This window comes from Pectobacterium jejuense (genome assembly GCF_026800125.1).
Taxonomy (GTDB): Bacteria; Pseudomonadota; Gammaproteobacteria; order Enterobacterales; family Enterobacteriaceae; genus Pectobacterium; species Pectobacterium jejuense.
Window position 1 is genome coordinate 190,864 of sequence record NZ_JAPQKX010000004.1, and the last position, 17,759, is coordinate 208,622.

Sequence of the window (17,759 nt, forward strand, 5' to 3'; positions counted from 1 at the left end):
CTGCCCCACTGACTATCAGACGTCCGTCAAACGCTTGCGATCGACCTTACCGCTGCCGGTTTTGGGCAGTTTGTCGAGCACCACAATGCGCCCCGGCACCATGTAAGCCGGTAAGAATTGATGCAGCTGTTTGCGCAGCGCCAGTTTGGTCATCTCCGAGTCAGGTTTATATTCCACGTAACCGACCAGCACCGCCTCATCCCCCTCCCCCTGAAGTTTGACGGCCGCATCCTGCACCTGCTCGATCCGCTTCAATTGTGCCTCGATTTCCCCTAACTCGATGCGAAATCCCCGCAATTTCACCTGATCGTCGAAACGCCCCAGATACTGATAACGATCGTCCGCCAGCAGCCGGACTTTATCGCCGGTGCGGTACATTCTCTGCCCGGATTCCACCTGTTGAATAAAACGATCCTGCGTCAGATCGTCACGCTGCCAGTATCCGCTGCTCAGCGCGTCACCGAGAATACACAGTTCGCCGACCATCCCTTCCGACAGCGGATGACGATCGTCATCGATCACCAGATGCTGATAGCCCGCCAGCGTGTTGCCCAGCGCGACCGTGTGCTGGTTCTCCAACACCGCGCCATCAATCTGCGCCATCTGCGACCAAATTGTCGCTTCGGTCGGCCCATAGCAGTTCCACAGCGTCCTGCAACGGCTAACCAGACGCTGTGCCAAGCGCAGATCCAGCGCTTCACCGCCGCACAACGCCACCAGATCGGGTTTGCCCTGCCAGCCTGCTTTGAACATCATGCGCCAAAACGCAGGCGTGGCCTGCAAGACGTTGATCTCCGGCCGAGTCTGCAAATAGGCCGCCACCGCCTGCGGATCTTTGTATTCCTCATGCGTAGTCAGATGCTGCACGCCACCAACCCACAGCGGCGCAAACACTTCCAGCATGGAGATATCAAACGCCAGCGTGGTAATCAGCAGCCAGTTGGCTTTATCCGTTAAAGCCAGTCGCTCTACGCTGGCATGAATAAAGGTTTGCAGCGCCCGCTGACCAATCACCACGCCTTTTGGTTTCCCCGTCGAACCGGAGGTAAACATCATGTAGGCCGCCGTTTCCGGTCCACCGGTCCGCGCCAACTGTACGCTCGCCGTAGAATCACTGGCGGCATACGGTAAATCACACAGGTTCAGTATCGGGCAGTCAAACGCCAGCGAGCCGCCGGTATAACCGTCCTGCAAGACCGCTGCCAACGCCGCTTCCTGCTGAATCGCCTGTAGACGCTCTCCCGGAAAATCCGGCTCCAGCGGCACAAACGTCACCTGAGAAAACAGGCAGGCCAGCAGCGCCGCCACGGTGTCAGGCTGACGGCTAAGATGCAGCCCCACGTGCTGACCGGCCGTCACGCCCTGCGTCGCCAGCGCCTGCTGAATCAGCGCCACGCGTTGCAGCAGTTCCCGATAGCGAATTTCGCGCTCCTGAAAGACGATCGCCACGCGATCCTGACGCGTTTCCTGAGCAAGGCGTGCCAGCAGTTCATCATGCAGCGCAAGCGTTGTCGCTCTGTGCGGTAGCGGCACCACCTGCGGGCTGAGGCGAATCTGTGCCAGCCGTTCCCAGCGCAATGCCAGCAGGCCATCAAGTAGCTGCGTGAGATCGCGGGCAATACGCTGTAGCTGCCGATTGTCGAACTGCCCGTCAGGCGCAGTCAGAATGACCCGATCGTTCTGAACCTGCACGATCAACGCCACGTTTTGCGCCGCTTTTTGTACTACCACAGGTAACGATGCCATATCCCCCACGATCAGCAGGCTGCTAAACAGCGCATGCTGGGTATCTGTGGTCAGCATCTCTGACGCAGACTGCGGATCGCATGACGATCCCACGGCAGCGATCCACTCGCTGACGAGACGATCGCGCTGTTGAAAATTGGCGATCAATGGCCTCACGCTGTCAGGAAGATCGGCCGTGACGAGCGCCGCACACACCTGCTCTTCACCGCTGTATTTGTACAGCAGCCAGCTCCACGCCGCGCTCACCAGAGACGTGGGATAATGCTGAATCAGTTCACTGCTGTGCCGCTGTTCACCGTGCGCGGCACCCACCCGCTGCCCGAAGGCCGTGGGCTGTTGGATATCCGCCAGCGGATTCCCCCCTGCTTCATCGTTCCCTGTCATGACAGCGTTTCCTCATTGGCGGTAACCTTCGACTGTGCCAGATACCCGCTCAGTGCCTGTGGTGACGGGTAACGTTGTAGTAACGCCACGCTCACCGGCTGCGCTAACGCCCGGCTCAATGCCTGTGCCAGCGCAATACGCTGGAGCGAATCGACACCGCTTTCACACAGCGTCTGCGACCAGAGGCCGGATTCACTGAGGCTAAGTTCACTGAGACGTAGCGTCTGCGCCCACACGCGCAGCAGCGACTGGGCAGACGGCGTATCAGGCGAGCCAGCGTGGTTACCCAGTACGGTTTGCTGTGTCTTGTCGCGTGCCGCCACGGCAGCGGGTGCTTTATTATGTCCGATAATCTCGGCTGGCTGCTGCGGTGAACTATTCACCAGCGCCACCACTTCGTCATGCCAACGCATCAGCACCCGACGCGCCTGCGCGCTGTCCAACACATCGGCATCAAACTCGAAGCGCAGCAGCATGCAGCCCGCCTGTTCACGCACCACCAGATTTAGCGGCATCTCGACTTTTTCATAAGCAGCTGAGAATTCGGGAGATAACCGATGCGGCTCATCAGCACGTTGGCTCGGTTCTGCTTTTGCGCCAGGATAGTTTTCATAGATAAACAGGCTGTTGAACAGACGCGGACGTCCGGCCGTCAGCGCAATCAGCGACTGCGTAGCATGCTGGTTCATCGCCATCAGCTCATTCTGCAACTGCACCAGATGCTGTTGCAGCGACACTGGCTGCTGCCAGCTCAGCGCCAGCGGCAGGCTGTTGATGTACAGACCCACGCTGCTCGCCACGTCCTCCACCGGGCTTTCCCTGCCCGACAGCACGTTCCCGACAATACTGACCGCATCGCCGGTCGAGCGCGCCAGCAGCCGGTGCCAGGCGTATTGCGCGATAATGCTGTGCGTGACGCCCACCTCGCGGGCAAAGGCAATGAGTGTAGCCTGATCCTGTTCGTTCAGACTCACGCCGGTAACCTGCGGTTCAACCTGCGTCAGATGCTGGCTGAGATCGGCGCGTTTCCCCGCCGCCGCAAACAGCATCGCTACATCGTTCGTCTGCGTCAGCAGCGGCTGCCGCTGCTGCCAGAAGGCATCGACAGTGGGCTGCTGCGCTACGGCGTGTAGCGCGTGATCCACATAAGCACGATCCGACTGAATCGCGGATGTTTCGCCGTGCATAAATGTTTCACCGCGCATCAGCAGCAGATAATCACGATGCACTGCGCCCAATAGCTGTGGACCACTCCAGCCATCAATCACGCTGTGGTGACAGCTCAGAAGCACCCGATAGTCCTGCTCACCTAAACGGAAACAGGCAATGCGCAACAGCGGCGGCTGCGACAAGTTAAATCCGGTGCGTAAATCCTGCTGGCGATAGCGCTCGATGACCGCGTGCGGATCGGACTCCTGCGCCACATCCTGATAGTAGAAAGGCAGATCTGCCTGCGTCACAATCACCTGCACGCTGGCACACTCGCTTTCCAGCGCGGCACGCAGCGCCGGGAAACGCTGAATCTGACGCTGCCATGCCTGACGATAGCCTTCCACATCCAGCGCCTGCGCATAGCGGATCGGCGTTTGCAGATGGTAAGCATCGTCCTGCGGACAGCGCAGGCGGTGATACAACATCGACTGCTGGAGCGATGACAGCGGCAGCAGCGTGTCGATATCATAACGCTGCGACAGGCTGTCGAGCTGCGTCTGGCTCAGCGTCACCGCTGGGAAGTCGCTGGGGGTAAAGGCGGTGCCGTGGCTTACCTGTGCCAAACAGGCTGCCGTCAGCGCACGCAGATTTTCCGTCAACCGCACCATCAGGCGTTCGCTGTCACGCTGGTTAAGGCAGCCCACCTGACGCAGCGTCAGCTGTCCGCCCGTAATACCGCCGTGGAGACTGATAACCTCCGCCGGTTTATTCTCCGTCGCGACGCAGCCTCCCGGTGCGACATCCACCGGACGCCACACGCCAGCCGCCTGAACCGACAGCCCGAGATAGTTGAACACAATCGGCGACAGCGTCAGCGAACCGCCCTGCGGGTGATGGTAGCGCAGCGGATTAAACCCGACGCCTTTATCCGGCACCTGACGCAGCTGTTCCTTGCTGGATTGAATCAGAGAAGCCCAGTCGGAGCGATCTTGCAGACACACCGGATAGGTGCTGGTAAACCATCCCACCGTGCGGCTGACATCCAGCGTCGGATCAATCGCTTCGCGGCCGTGCCCTTCCAGCATGATGCGCGCTTTGTCGCCCCAGCCGAGATCGTTTAGCGTGCGCGTCAGCGCTGCCAGCAGCAAATCGCTGACTTCGGTATTAAAGGCACGGTTGGCCTCACTCACCAGTTGGCCCGTAGTTTCCGCGTCCAGCGTCAGAATCGCGGCGCTGGCCTGACCCTGCGGATCTTTCGCCGCCAGCAGCGCCGTCTGATCCACACCGTCTTCCTGCGCCTGCCAGTACGTCAGCTGTTCCGCATGTTGTGTAGCATAGTTACTCAGCGCCATGCCCCACTGGCGATAGCTCGACGTTTTCGGCAACAGCGGCTCACCGAGATATAGCTGCTCCAGATCGTCGACCAAAATGCGCCAGGACACGGCATCAATCACCAGATGGTGGAAAGCGAGGAACACCGCCGTGTCCGCCTGCGGATGGTGCCGAACCAGTGCAGCGGCCATCGTTCTTCCCTGCGCGGGATCGAATTCACTCTGCAACGCGGTAAACGCCTGTTGCAGGCCGTCGTCACCGATCTGGCTATAATCCAGCGTCTGCAATGTAGGGCAAGGCACATCTGTCAGATAGCGCTGTCCGTCGGCATCACTGGCCAGACGCAACGCGTCATGCTGCGCCATCAGCGCCTGCAACATCGCAGTCAGGCGTTCAGTATCCACGTCCGGCAGTTGAATCATCGCCGCCTGATTCCAGTGTTCAGGGCGTGCCAGCGGCTGTTCCATAAACCAGCGCTGAATCGGCAGCAGCGCGAATTCGCCTTCCAGCGTGCCTTGCTCCGCGATAATCCCTGTGTCATGGGTATTCTGTGCCAGCACGCGGCACAAACGCCGTACGCTTTTTGCCTCGAAAACGTCTTTCACCGTGCAGACATAGCCCGCGCTGCGCAGGCGCGTCGTTAGTTGAATACTGAGGATGGAATCGCCGCCTAAGCGGAAGAAATCATCCTCAACGCCCAGCGGCGTATTCAGCACGCTGCGCCAAATCGCCAGTACGTCCGCTTCCAGAGGATTATCGGCTTCGCCGTCGCCCTCGCTGGCTTCCAGCACTGGTGGCAGCTGTTTCGTATCGAGTTTGCCGTTCGGCGTCAGCGGCATGTCTTCCAGCAGAATCAGCCGGAAAGGCACCATGTATTCCGGCAGGTGCTTCGCGACATCAATCAGCACGGCGGCAGGCTCTGGGCTGCTGCTACCGGCTTTCACCGTGCCATAGGCGACCAGCGCCGGACGGTTCCCGACCTGTGCCACGATGACTTTAACCTGCTTCAGCGACGGACATACCGCCGCCAGCTGTGCCTCGATTTCACCCGGCTCAATGCGGTAGCCGCGCAGCTTGATCTGCTCATCAATACGGCCACAGTATTCATAGTCGCCGTTGTTCAGCAGTCTGGCCTTGTCACCCGTGCGATAAATGCGCAGCGTCGCTGTACCTTGTCCGGTATGGTTCACATCGTGCAGCGTGATGTGCTCAAAGCGATTGGCAGTCATCTGCGGCTGGTTGAGGTAGCCACGCGCCAGACCAAGCCCGGCAAGACACAGTTCACCCGGTACGCCCGCCGGACACAGTTGCCCGGCCGCATCCAGAATCAGCGCCTGAATATGCGCGATGGGTTTCCCGATGGTGACAGGCTGACCTTTACGCAGGCGGGTGCTCAACGCGGTGACGGTACACTCTGTCGGCCCGTACATGTTGTACAGCGCGACCTTATCGGCCCAGTTTTCCACCACGGCGTTCGGACAGGCCTCACCGCCCATGCCAATCGCCTGAATGCCATTAACGTGCTGTGGATCGAGAATCGACATCAGCGCCGCTGGCAGGATCAGGTGCGTCGCACCCGCCTGTTCAGCCTGCACAATCGCCCGATCGTTGGGCTCGCCAAACGCCAACGTGCCACCGCTGCTCAGAGGCAGCAGCGTCGTCATGTTACCGGCGTCAAATGAGAGCGACATGCAGTTGAACATGGTGCTTTGCGGCGTGAAATCGATACGATCGCGATGATCGTCCAGCAGATTGATCAACGAACCGTGTTCGATCATGACGCCTTTCGGCAGACCGGTCGACCCCGAGGTGTAGATCACCTGTGCCAGCTGCTGCGCATGGCGCGGAATTGCTGGCGGTTCATCGCCCGGCAGATCGTGCCACTGTGCGACAACGGCCGGATCGGTCAGATCGATGCACTGTTCGGTAGACCACTGCGCCAGCTGCTGCCCATCGCCGCCGAGAATCACGGCAAGATTGGCATCGGTAATGATGTGGCGCAGCCGCTCCGGCGGATAGTCGGGATCCAGCGGCACATAGGCAGCACCCGCTTTCCAGACGGCCAGCAGCGCAATAACAAAATAGCGATCGCGCTTCGCCAGCACGCCAACCAGCGACTGTTCGCCCAGCCCCTGACGGTGCAGCCAGTGCGCCAGTTGATTCGACTGCCTGTTCAGCTCAGCGTACGTCAGCGTATCGGTGCGCTGTTCGCCATCAAAGGCTATCACCAACTGCTGGGGATCGCGCTGGGCGATGGCTTCAATCACGTCGGTTACCGTCAGCTGCGGCTGCGGATAGCTACGCGGCAGCTGCTGGCTTTCCGCCAACACGGCGGCAAAGCGATCCGCTTCCATCAGCGGCAGATGCCAAACATCGGTTTCCGGTGCCTCAACCACGGCCTCAATCAGCCGGATAAAACGGTCGGCGTAATACTGGATCGTTTGGCGCTCAAACAGCGCGGTCGCAAACAGCCAGTCCAGCCGTACCTCGCCCATCAGCTCCGTCACCTTGACCGAAATATCAGTCTTCGCAGGCAGCACGGGCGACGTTTCTTCCGCTGCATCACAACCGGGGATCAGATCGTTGAAATCCACTTTGGCCTGATACACCAGCATCACCTGGAAGATCGGGTTGATCGCGGTGGTGCGATCGGAGCCGATCGCCTCGCTCAGCGCTTCAAAACGGTAAAGTTGATGATCGAAAGCCGACAGATCCTGCTCGCGGCAGTATTGCAGGTAATCGACAAAACTCTGGCTGTCCTGCAACTGGGTACGCAGCACGATGGTGTTAACGAAGAAGCCGACGACATCTTCGATATCCGGCCGCTCGCGGTAGGCCAGCGGCGAACCAATGACGATGTCTTTCTCACCGCTGATGCGCGCCAGCATCAGGGAAAACACCGCATGCAGACCAATGAAGTTAGACGTATTGTAGCGCTGGCACAGGCGTTTGAATTTATCCCACAGATCGTTGTTGATCGCGGAGAAGATCACCTCACCGCCGCTGTTCTGGTGCGCCGGACGGGTTTTATCCAGCGGCAGGCTGTGCACTTCGGGGATCCCCGTCAGTCGCTCAACCCAGAACGGCTTGAATTCGTTGTGGTAATCCAGAAACGACGCCGAATTGAACCAATGTGCGTAATCAATATAGTTAAGCTGGGTCGGCTCGACGGGGTGAGGCTGGCGATTTTGACAGGCCAGAAAAGCCGGTTTGAAGTCCGCAAACATATTCTTCACCGACCAACCATCAGAAATAATATGGTGCTGGGTGATCATCAGCACGTGTACCCGTTCGCTCATTTTCACCAGCCGCACGCGAGTGAGATCGCCCGCCGTAAGATCGAACGGCCGGCTGATTTCCGCTTTCACCTGCTGCTGTAAACGCCCTTCCCGCTCGGCTTCCGGCAGCAGCGAGAAGTCATCATGCTGTATCACAAACGGTTGATAGGCATCGATACGCTGTTCACCCTTGCCCTGTTCATTGACCACAAAGCGCGTGCGCAGGCTGGCATGGCGCTGCGCCAGCGCGTCAAAGGCAAACTCCAGCGCGGCCACATCCAGCGTTCCAGTCAGGCGAAAATAGACCGGCATATTGTAGAGGTGTGACTGCTCTTCGTACTGTTCGATAAACCACAGTCCGCTTTGGGATGACGACAGCGGGCCAGACGTGGCATTCTGCGGCGTGATGGGGCGCTCAAACGCCTGCTGCGCCGTCAGGCAGCGCACGATGGCGTCTTTGTTTTCCTTAATCGTGCGCCCAATGTCCGCCGTGATCGCGTCTTTGTTGGACTGCGAAATCAGCTGTCCCTGTGCATTCAACGCCAGACGAACGCCCTGCCGTTCCAGCTGCTTTAACAGCGTTACGATATCTTTCATGACTTGTCATTCTCTCAGCAAATCAGGCCGTCAGCGTTGCCCCGCCATCCACCACCACGTCCTGCATGGTGATGTGGCTGGCCAGATCGGAAGCCAGAAAAACCACGGTATTGGCGATCTCTTCCGGCTGAGCAATCTTGCCCAGCGGAATACCCAGTTTGTACTGGTCAGGAAAGCCCGCGATAGTGCGCTGTTCGGCATCAGCGCTGTGCCACATGCCGCGCTGCATCGGCGTATCCGTCGAACCCGGCGACACCAGATTGCAGCGCACGCCGTAAGGCGCCAGCTCCAGACCGGCACAATGAGACAGGCTGGTGAGCGCCGCTTTCGAGGCGCAGTACGCCGCCATCTGTAGACGGGGAACATGCGCGGCATTGGAGCCGACGCAGACAATCGCGCCACGGCGCTGCTGCTTGAAATGCGGAACCAGTGCGTTCAGCAAGTAAAACGCACCAGAAGCGTTGACGTTGATGCACTGGTGCCAGTCATCCACACTCAGCGCATCGATGTCACCCAAACGCAGAATCCCGGCGGCGTTGACCAGAACATCGAGTCCCGTTTCTGACAACTGCTGGCGACAGACCGCCGCCACGCTGTCCGGTTCGCTGATATCTAGCGTCACGCAGGTAAACGGATGATCCTGATGCCGGAATGTGCGGTCGAAGCCGATCACGTTCGCGCCCAGTGCGACAAACTGGCGGGCAATGCTTTCGCCAATGCCGCTCGCCGCACCGGTGACCCAGACGGTCTGGCCGCTGAAATCAAACTGAAGAGGTTGTGCCTTGTTCATCATTTTCCCTACCACACCATTTCCACGCTGTTTTCATCCTGTGACAGCCTGTCGTCCAGATAGCGGCAGAAGTCGCTGAGCTGGGGATGATCAAACACATCAGACACCTTGATGCTGACGGAAAATTCAGCGGCCAGACGGTTAACGATCTGGATGGTCTGCAACGACTGTCCGCCCAGTTCGAAGAAGTTATCCCGCGATTGGATCCCCGACACGCCGAGGATCTGCTGCCAGATGGCGCTGACCCGGTTCTCGGTTTCGCTGGCTAACGCCTGCGCCGGTGCCTCATCGCGGTATTCCGCCAGCAAGCGCTTACGGTCGACCTTGTTGGAGCCGGTTTTCGGCAACTGGTGGAAGGCGCGGTAATCGGTCGGGATCATCGCTGGCGGCAGCACGCTGCCCAGACGCTGTTTCAGCGCACGCGCATCAATCTCGCCTGCTTTCGTGGCGACAAACGCCACCAGACGCCGCACGCCGTTGGGGTAAACAATGCCCTGTACGCAGGCTTCATCAACGTCCGGCTGCGCCAGCAGATGGGCTTCGACTTCCCCTGGCTGAATCCGGTAGCCGCTGATTTTAAATTCGTTGTCCATGCGTCCGAGGTACAGCAGCTGCCCTTTCTCCAGCCGAACTCTGTCGCCGGTGCGATAAGCCGGAAGCGCCTGATCGCCCACCGCTATTTGCGTAAACGCCGTGTGTTCTGTACCGATGTAACCCGCCGCCAGCATTGGCCCCAGCAGCACCAGTTCTCCTTCTGCCGCTGGGCGGTCGCCCGCCGCCAGAATCAACGCGTTGACACCCGCCAGCGGCAGACCGATAGGAAGCTGTGCCACATCGGAAGACTGCGTTTGCAGATCGCAGCTGGTCGCCACCACCGTGGTTTCGGTTGGGCCATAGGTGTTGATTAAGCGCAACGTGTTCGGCGCATGGCGTTGCCACTGCGCCAACTGCTCGGGGTACACCGCTTCACCGCCAATGATGATGGCGCGCAGTGCAGAAGGCATGTTCAGCGTGCCGGTTTTCAGCCCCACCACCCATTCGTTCCAGAATGCGGTCGGCAGATCGAGCAGGGTAATCCCCTGTTCTTCGACCTGTTCGACAAAGGTCGGAATCGATTCCAGCATCTCATCGGTGCGCAGCACCAGCGTCGCACCGCTGGTCAGCGTGGCAAAAATTTCTTCAATGCTGGCATCGAAATTGAACGGAGCAAATTGCAGCATGCGATCCGCTGCACGCAGGCCGTAGCGCTGACGTGCCGCTGCCGTGAAGTGATCCAACGCGCTGGCGCCGATCTCCACGCCCTTCGGCAATCCAGTCGATCCCGAGGTGAACATCACATAGGCAATCTGCCCGACCCTCGCTTCCACAGGCGGCAGCGCGGCGGCCTGTGCGCTGGATGACAAAAGATGCCCCGCCAGAACGATCTCGCCGGAAAAGACCGACGCCAGCCGATGCTGGTAATCCGCCTGCGTCACAATCGTGCGTAGCCCGGCAATCTGGATGATGTGCTGCTGACGTTCGTGCGGCTGTTCAGGATCGAGCGGCACATACACCGCACCGCACTGCATCACGGCCAGCAGGCAAATAATGGTTTCAGGGCTGCGGTTCAGCATAATGCCGATGCGCTCGCCAGGCTGAACGCCGCGCTCATGCAGCGCCGCAGCGGCCTGACCGCTCAGATCCAGCAACTGCTGGTAGCTATACTGCCGGTCGCGCTGCGTCAGCGCTGGATGATGCGGGTTTTTACGCGCCTGCTTGGCAATCGCCGTCAGAACCGGTTCGACAAAGGGTTCAGGCTCGCGGCTGGTGATCAGCGCCAGTTCACGTTCTTCACGCAGCCAGCGTCCTAACAACTCGCCGCAGGTCTGCTGCGGCTGTGCCAGCCAGCGTTGAAGCAGCGTGAACAGCGTTTCTTGCAGGCTGGCCAGCGCCTCCGCGCTGTAACAAGCCGGGTTGGCATCAAAATCCAATACCGGTGTGCCATCGGGTTTGAAATGGATCTCGATCGTCAGATCTTCTACCGGCCCAGCGCTGAGATTCAGCGTACTGGACGACAACGATCCGTAGTTGAGCGGATGATCGAACGGCATGATATTGATCAGCGGGCCGAAGAGCCGCTGTTCACCACCAACGCGGTTCAGATCGCGCCGTAAATGCTCATAGCGATAGTGCTGATGACGACGCAGCGTGCGTTTGGTGCGGGCAACCTGCTGCGCCAGTGTGACAAAGTCCGCCTGCTCATCCACCTGAATGCACAGCGGCACGATATTCATCTGCATGCTCGGCACCGTCAGCGAGGCAGAGCCGATACGGTTCATCACCATCATGCCGAACGTCAGTCTGTCGCTGCCGGACACCAGCTTGAGGTGCGTCGCCAGCATCGCCAGAAACAGATCCGGCCAGCTGATTTTGTTGCCTTCACACAGCGCCGTCAGCGGCTGCCAGATATCCGTCGGCAACACGCTGCTCTGGCGCAAAAAACGCGCCGCAATCGGTGCTTTCTTCTCGCTGAAGCTGGCCGGTTCCGGCATCGCATTCAGCGTTTCCAGCCAGAAATCACGCGCCTGCGCCGTCTGCCCACTGGCATCGCGCTGCTGTTCTTCTTCCAGTACCTCGCTAAACGGGCCGAACTCCGCCACCGCCACAGGTTGCCCCGCCGTCAGCGCGGTATAGATCTGGGCGATACGTTGAAACAGCATCGTCGTGCCAAAGCCGTCCAGCGCGATGTGGTGAACACAGCTGTAGAGAAAATCACGCTTTTCACCGCACAGCAGCGCAAAACGGCAGGGTAATCCGTTCAGCAAATCCAGCGGCTGGGCGATTTCCTCGCGCGCCCACTGGCGTATCGTCTGCTCTTCATCCTTCATCGGCGCAGGCAACAGTTCAATAATCGGCAGCACGCCAATCGGTACTGGCAGCTGTGAAGCCACAAAGCCGACTTCCGGCTGGTCAGCATGTTCACCGGCAACCTCAACAAACTGGCAGTACAGGCACTCGCACTCCATGACCGCCTGACGGATCGCGCTCAGCATGGCCTCAATGTCGACCTTGCCATCAAACGCGATGCACTCCGCCGTGTTGAACGTCGCTTTATCATCGTTCAGGGCATGGCCTAACCACAGTCCGCGCTGCGCAACGCTCAAGGGCTTCATGATGCGGCTCCCTGCTGTTTTTCGATCAGCGTCCACCAGGCATTCAGGCTGGGATTACGTGCCAGATCGACAAAGCTCAGCGTGACGCCCTGATTACGCCATTCGGTCAGCAGCGACATCATGCGCACAGAATCCAAACCGTAGTCGATCAGGTTCTCATCTTCATCGAACTGATCTTCTTCTTCGTCGATCAAGGTCAGCAGGTGCGCTCTCAATCCCTGTTTCGTCAGTGCCTGTGCCATTTTTGCTCCTGTGAGTTCTGCCGTGCTAACCACTCGTCCGGCGCGCGTAGCCACATATTTCAACGCCATCTGGTGTTCCTGAAGTGAGAAATCCGCCACCGCATCGCCGACCATGAACGGCTTGATATCGCGCATGAAGGCATCCGTCGCGGTAATCATGCAGCCGATATGCCCGTAAACGCCGCAGATGATCAGCTGATTTTTGCCCATCTCCTTCATCATCGGTTCCAGCGGTGAACGGTGGAATGCGCTGTAGCGCCACTTCACCAGCACCGTGTCGTGCTCATCTGGTGCCAGCGCACTCACGACGCGCTGTTTTTCAGGATGATTATTCAGCCCTGCGCCCCACATGTCGTTCAGCAGCGCCCGGTCGGCCGCGCTTTGTGCGTTCGGCTGCGCGGTATACACCACCGGAATCCCCTGTGCTTTGCAGTAGGTTCGCAACGCCACAATGTTCTCGATCAACTGCTGCGCCAGCGGGCTGTCCGCGCCATAGAAATTCACGAAATAGTCCTGCATGTCGTGAATCAGCAGCACCGCGCGCTCGGGTTCAAACGCCCAGGAAACTTTGTTCTCAGGGAAATCCTGTGCGCGCGGCAGGGGATAAGAAGCAATAGAAGGGATTGCCATCACAAAATCCTTATTGGTTTTGAATACTACGTTCGGTCTTGAGTGCTCAGTTGGGTCTGGATGCGCTGACGGAGTGATTTCTTATCAGTCTTGCCAACCGGCGTAACGGGCAAGGTGTCGATCATCTCGAAGCGGTCCGGCAGTTTGAATTCAGCAATCCCCTGATTACGAAGATATTTTCTTAACGTAATGGCTTTCAGCGAGGGATCGCTGACCACCAGAAAAGCGCAGCTCTTTTCGCCCATAATCGGATCGGGCATGGACACCAGCGCGGCATGGAGAATGCCGTCATGCTTGAGCAGCAGGTTTTCGATCTCTTCCGCGGCAATCTTTTCACCGCCTCGGTTAATCTGATCTTTCTCCCGCCCGACCACGCACAAATAGCCATCCTCAGTCATCTGCACCACATCGCCCGAGTGGTAGAAACCTTCGCTGTCGAAGGCGCGGGCATTGTGTTCCGGGCTGCGGTAATAGCCGCGGAAGGTATACGGACCGCGCGTCGCCAGCAAACCCGCTTCGCCTCTCGGCACCGGATTGCCGTCGATATCCAGCACTTTCACTTCATCGTCCGGGCTCATCGGATAGCCTTGCGTCGTGAATGTGTGCTCGTCGCTGTCGTCCAGTCGGGTGTAGTTCACCAGCCCTTCCGCCATCCCGAGCACCTGCTGTAGCTGGCAGCCCAATACCGCCGGAATACGACGCGCGACGGTTTCACTCAGCTTCGCACCACCCACCTGCAAGATTTTCAGGCTACGCAGCGCGCCACCAAACTGTTCGGCTGCCTGGATCCACAGCGCGGCGGCGGGCGGCACAAGTGAGGTAATATCGATCTGATGGCGTTCGATCAGCGGGAAGCAAGTCATCGCCCCCGGATCCGGGGCCAGCACGACGCGTCCGCCGGCGTAAAATACGCCGAGCGAACCGGGCGAACTTAACGGGAAGTTATGCGGCGCGGGCAAGGCGCACAGGTAGCGGGTTTGCGGCGTCAGCTCACAAATTTCTACGCTGCGGCGCACGCTGTAGTAATAATCGTCATGAGTGCGGGGAATCAGCTTCGGCGTACCGGTACTGCCGCCAGAAAGCTGGAAGAAAGCCACCTGTCCCGACGCAGAAGGCTGATACTGGCTGGTCGACGCGCGTGGCTGCAGCCAGTCTGACAGACTGTGCCCCAGCGGGCTGTCGCCGAGCATCACCACCGTTTGCAGACGGGGAACCTGCGTCTGTAGCCGATCCAGAAACTCACCGTTACCGAACAGTGGATGTTCAACGGAGGCGATCAGTAAGCGCGGTTCGATCTGCGTGGCGTACGACAGCAGCTCCATTTTGTTATGGCTGAACAGCGCGTTAACCGGCGCGACGCCCATTTTCAGCAGCGCAAAAAAGGTCAGATAAAACTCGGCCACGTTCGGCAACTGCACCAGCGCGGTATCACCACAGCGCAGTCCGCTTTCCGTCAGGCGCGATGCCAGCGCAGAAGACTGTCGATCCAGTTCACGATAGCTCCACTGGCGCTCACCGCACACCACCGCAACGGCGTCAGGCTGTGTCACCAGATGGCGTTCCCAGGCATCCGTTAACGGCAGGCCGACCCAGTATCCCTTGTCGCGATAACGCTGTGCCAGTTCCTCTGGCCAGGGCGTAAATTCAATGCTCATAGTCCATCCACACCTGAGTTAAGCCCAAACGCATTCAGCATCGTGTTTAATTTGGCGGCGGTTTCAGCCCATTCATCCTCGGGGACGGACGCCTCAACAATACCCGCACCGGCAAACAGGCGGACTTTGTTGTGTTTGATGGTGCCGCAGCGAATCGCTATCGCCCATTCACCATCGCCGTTGGCATCACACCAGCCGACAATGCCGCTGAATACGCCACGATCGTGCGGTTCCAGTTCAGCGATCAGCTGGCGCGCTTCCTGCGTGGGGAAGCCGCACAACGCGGGGGTCGGATGGAGCTGGCAGGCGACCTGAAGCGCCGTCATGGCGGGGTTCGCCAGTTCACCGCGGATAGCGGTAGACAGGTGCCACATGGAAGCGGTGTGCATCAGCGAAGGGGCCGATGGAATCGTTAACGACGCGCACAGCGGCATCAGGCGTTGGCGGATGTCGTCCACCACCAGCTTATGCTCGTGCTTGTCTTTACCCGATTTCAGCAGGCGCTGGCTGTTGAGGTAATCCAGATGTTCATCGTTCATTCGTCGCGCCGATCCCGCCAGCGGATTAGAGACAATGACGTTCCCCTGCTTACGCAGCAGCAGTTCCGGGCTCGCCCCCAGCAAGACCGAACCGTCCGGTAGCGGCAGCGAGAAGTGATAGCCACCCGCGTTCTGCACCATCAGGTTATTGAGGATCGTTTGCGCCTTAACGGGGCTCGCCAGCTCAATGTCCAGAATACGTGACAGCACCGCTTTGCTCAGCTCACCACGGCGGAAGCGCTCAACGGCCTCTGCCACGATGGACTTGAACTGACATTCGTCCGGGACGCTGTTTAACGTTAACGCGGTAGGACCCGCAGCCGTGTGCTTACGGGCACGGCTGACGAGTTCAGACTTCGTCGTAACGGTATAACTATCAGGGACATAGAGACAAGACGGTTGCGTGGTATCAAAGGGTATCGCCCCCACAACAATAGGCAGCGACTGCCCTGCCTGACGCGCTCGCTGGAATGCCTGCGCGATTGCAGGGCTAAGCCTGTCATCGTGCGAGCCCGGAACACAAACAGGGGAAGAAATACGTTCAAATAAGCCAGAAGTAGAAAGGCTTCGGTGTTCCGATGCATATAAAAAAGCGGTCTGTTCCGAATAGGTTAGCCCGCTAGATGCTTCAGTTTCTGTAATCAGTGTATCCACAAGACAGCTCCTGCGCTCGCAAATTAAATACCAATGATTATTAAAATCATTATCATTTATATTAAGCGCAGTTAAATTACACTGAAGTAACGTGTTCGGTCAATCCTTCCACAGAATGGTTATTCACGCCCTATAATTAGGGGTTATATTGATGTTAATCAATTTTTTTGTGCATGTTTCAGAATGGATAATGGTTAGCAACAGGAATGTATTGATTATAAAACCCACATCACAGATGATAATGAAAATACTTATCATTCATTGTCAGGAAAATTAAGCTGCGCTAGACTGCGCAAATATTTTACTAACTGTGTCTAAATGTGAGCCTGTCATGGATGAAAGCATGTACCGCCCGCACACCCGATCTGTTGTGCATCTGGCGTTGCTAATTAACATGCTTTCCCTTGGTAGCCTGATGATGGTGATGCCGTTAGGCCCCGATTTCATCAGTGCACTGTCGATGGATGCCAAGAACATCGGCTACATTAGCGGCGGCGCAACGTTTGCCTCTGCCATTGTCGGCTTCCTCGCCGCTCCCTATCTGGACAGATTTAACCGTAAACATGCCCTGATCGTGCTGCTAACGCTGCGCTTCGGCCTGACGGCCGCCTGCATGTTTGCCACCAGCCAAACCCATCTTCTACTGTTGTTTATTCTGGCGGGCTGCGTGGCCGGGCCGGCATCTGGCGTCCTGATGGCGGCGGTTGTCGATATTGTGCCGGCCAACGAGCGCGGAAAGCAGTTGGCGTATGTCGGCATGAGCTTTTCGCTCGCGGCGATTGTCATCATGCCGCTGTCACTAGAGTTAGCGCACCGTATTAACTGGCAAGCGCCGTTTTATACTTTCGGCCTTGGCGGTCTGTTGCTGGTGTTGTTGGTGCTGTGGCGCTTTCCTTCAATGCCGCCAACGCACCGGGTTCAGCAAGGTTCGTCACCCACGACAGCGCGCACTTCGGTATTACATGACCTGCTGGCATCGCCGCTTTTCCTGCTGGGGCTGACGATCATGTCGCTACAAATGTTCGGTCATTTCCTGCTGATCCCTCATTTTTCCAACTACTTTCAGTTCAATCTGGCTTTCCCGCGGGACGATATTTCCCTGCTCTATCTCTGCGGTGGACTGGCAAGCATGGTGACCATGCAACTGTGTGGCAGTCTGTTGGATCGGGGATATGCCAGCCGGACGATTGTCGTCACGACGCTGCTGCTGGCCGTTGTGATTCTCTGCGGTTTCGTTTTGCCTTTTTCACTTTCCCTGTATCTGGTGTTCACCCTGTTCATGGCGCTCAGCGCAGCGCGATCCAGCAGCACGTTGGCGATTACCGCAGGTATTCCACTGCCGCATCAGCGTGCCGCGTTTATGTCCTATCAGGGAACCGCGGCCAACGTAGCATCGGGGCTTGCCAGCGTCGCGTCTGCCGCTTATCTGAGCACCTCTGCCGAGGGAAAAATTGACGGCTTCTCACAGCTCGCTATCGCCAGCGCCGTCTTTGCGCTGGCTGCCATGCTGCTGACCATGCGCCTGATTCCGCAGTTGGCTGAACGCAGCCGAAAGATGGCCGCACGCCAGCCTGCGCAGGCTACAGGGCAATAAACCGATCGATTCAC

Annotated in this window: 8 protein-coding genes; 1 reads left to right on the top strand and 7 read right to left on the bottom strand. The window is 58.4% G+C overall.

Annotation, left to right across the window (positions count from 1 at the left end):
* Positions 1-15: 15 nt before the first annotated feature.
* The 7 genes from NXT09_RS09415 to NXT09_RS09445 are packed head-to-tail and all read right to left on the bottom strand — an operon-like array spanning position 16 to position 16,151.
* Positions 16-2,130 carry an amino acid adenylation domain-containing protein gene (locus NXT09_RS09415; RefSeq protein ID WP_268579501.1) on the bottom strand — a complete coding sequence of 705 codons (2,115 nt, stop codon included), beginning with the start codon at positions 2,128-2,130 and terminating at the stop codon, positions 16-18.
* The gene (locus NXT09_RS09420) at positions 2,127-8,489 is read right to left on the bottom strand and encodes a non-ribosomal peptide synthetase (protein ID WP_268579502.1); all 6,363 of its coding nucleotides are present in this window, start codon (positions 8,487-8,489) and stop codon (positions 2,127-2,129) included. The genes NXT09_RS09415 and NXT09_RS09420 overlap by 4 nt, the downstream gene beginning before the upstream one ends.
* A 22-nt stretch (positions 8,490-8,511) precedes the next feature.
* Positions 8,512-9,282, bottom strand: coding sequence for a 2,3-dihydro-2,3-dihydroxybenzoate dehydrogenase (gene dhbA, locus NXT09_RS09425; protein WP_268579503.1), 771 nt, complete (start codon positions 9,280-9,282; stop codon positions 8,512-8,514).
* A gap of 5 nt (positions 9,283-9,287) precedes the next feature.
* A complete protein-coding gene (locus tag NXT09_RS09430; protein WP_268579504.1) occupies positions 9,288-12,431 on the bottom strand; it encodes a non-ribosomal peptide synthetase in 3,144 nt (1,047 codons plus the stop codon).
* Positions 12,428-13,303 (bottom strand): isochorismatase, encoded by an 876-nt coding sequence (locus NXT09_RS09435; RefSeq protein WP_268579505.1) that lies wholly within the window; start codon positions 13,301-13,303, stop codon positions 12,428-12,430. The genes NXT09_RS09430 and NXT09_RS09435 overlap by 4 nt, the downstream gene beginning before the upstream one ends.
* A 26-nt stretch (positions 13,304-13,329) precedes the next feature.
* Entirely contained in the window at positions 13,330-14,958 is a 1,629-nt protein-coding gene (locus NXT09_RS09440; RefSeq protein WP_268579506.1) for a (2,3-dihydroxybenzoyl)adenylate synthase, read from the bottom strand.
* A complete protein-coding gene (locus NXT09_RS09445) occupies positions 14,955-16,151 on the bottom strand; it encodes an isochorismate synthase (RefSeq protein WP_268579507.1) in 1,197 nt (398 codons plus the stop codon). Before NXT09_RS09445 ends, NXT09_RS09440 begins: the two co-directional genes overlap by 4 nt.
* A 343-nt stretch (positions 16,152-16,494) precedes the next feature.
* Here NXT09_RS09445 and NXT09_RS09450 point away from each other — a divergent pair, with 343 nt between their 5' ends.
* A complete protein-coding gene (locus tag NXT09_RS09450; protein ID WP_268579508.1) occupies positions 16,495-17,745 on the top strand; it encodes an MFS transporter in 1,251 nt (416 codons plus the stop codon).
* The last annotated feature ends 14 nt before the right edge of the window (positions 17,746-17,759 follow it).

Bases quoted from the DNA above. Each gene is read 5' to 3' on its own strand.
- NXT09_RS09440 (WP_268579506.1), bottom strand. From the start codon at position 14,958: ATGAGCATTGAATTTACGCCCTGGCCAGAGGAACTGGCACAGCGTTAT.
- NXT09_RS09435 (WP_268579505.1), bottom strand. From the start codon at position 13,303: ATGGCAATCCCTTCTATTGCTTCTTATCCCCTGCCGCGCGCACAGGAT.
- NXT09_RS09415 (WP_268579501.1), bottom strand. From the start codon at position 2,130: ATGACAGGGAACGATGAAGCAGGGGGGAATCCGCTGGCGGATATCCAA.
- NXT09_RS09450 (WP_268579508.1), top strand. From the start codon at position 16,495: ATGTACCGCCCGCACACCCGATCTGTTGTGCATCTGGCGTTGCTAATT.
- NXT09_RS09430 (WP_268579504.1), bottom strand. From the start codon at position 12,431: ATGAAGCCCTTGAGCGTTGCGCAGCGCGGACTGTGGTTAGGCCATGCC.
- NXT09_RS09420 (WP_268579502.1), bottom strand. From the start codon at position 8,489: ATGAAAGATATCGTAACGCTGTTAAAGCAGCTGGAACGGCAGGGCGTT.
- dhbA (WP_268579503.1), bottom strand. From the start codon at position 9,282: ATGATGAACAAGGCACAACCTCTTCAGTTTGATTTCAGCGGCCAGACC.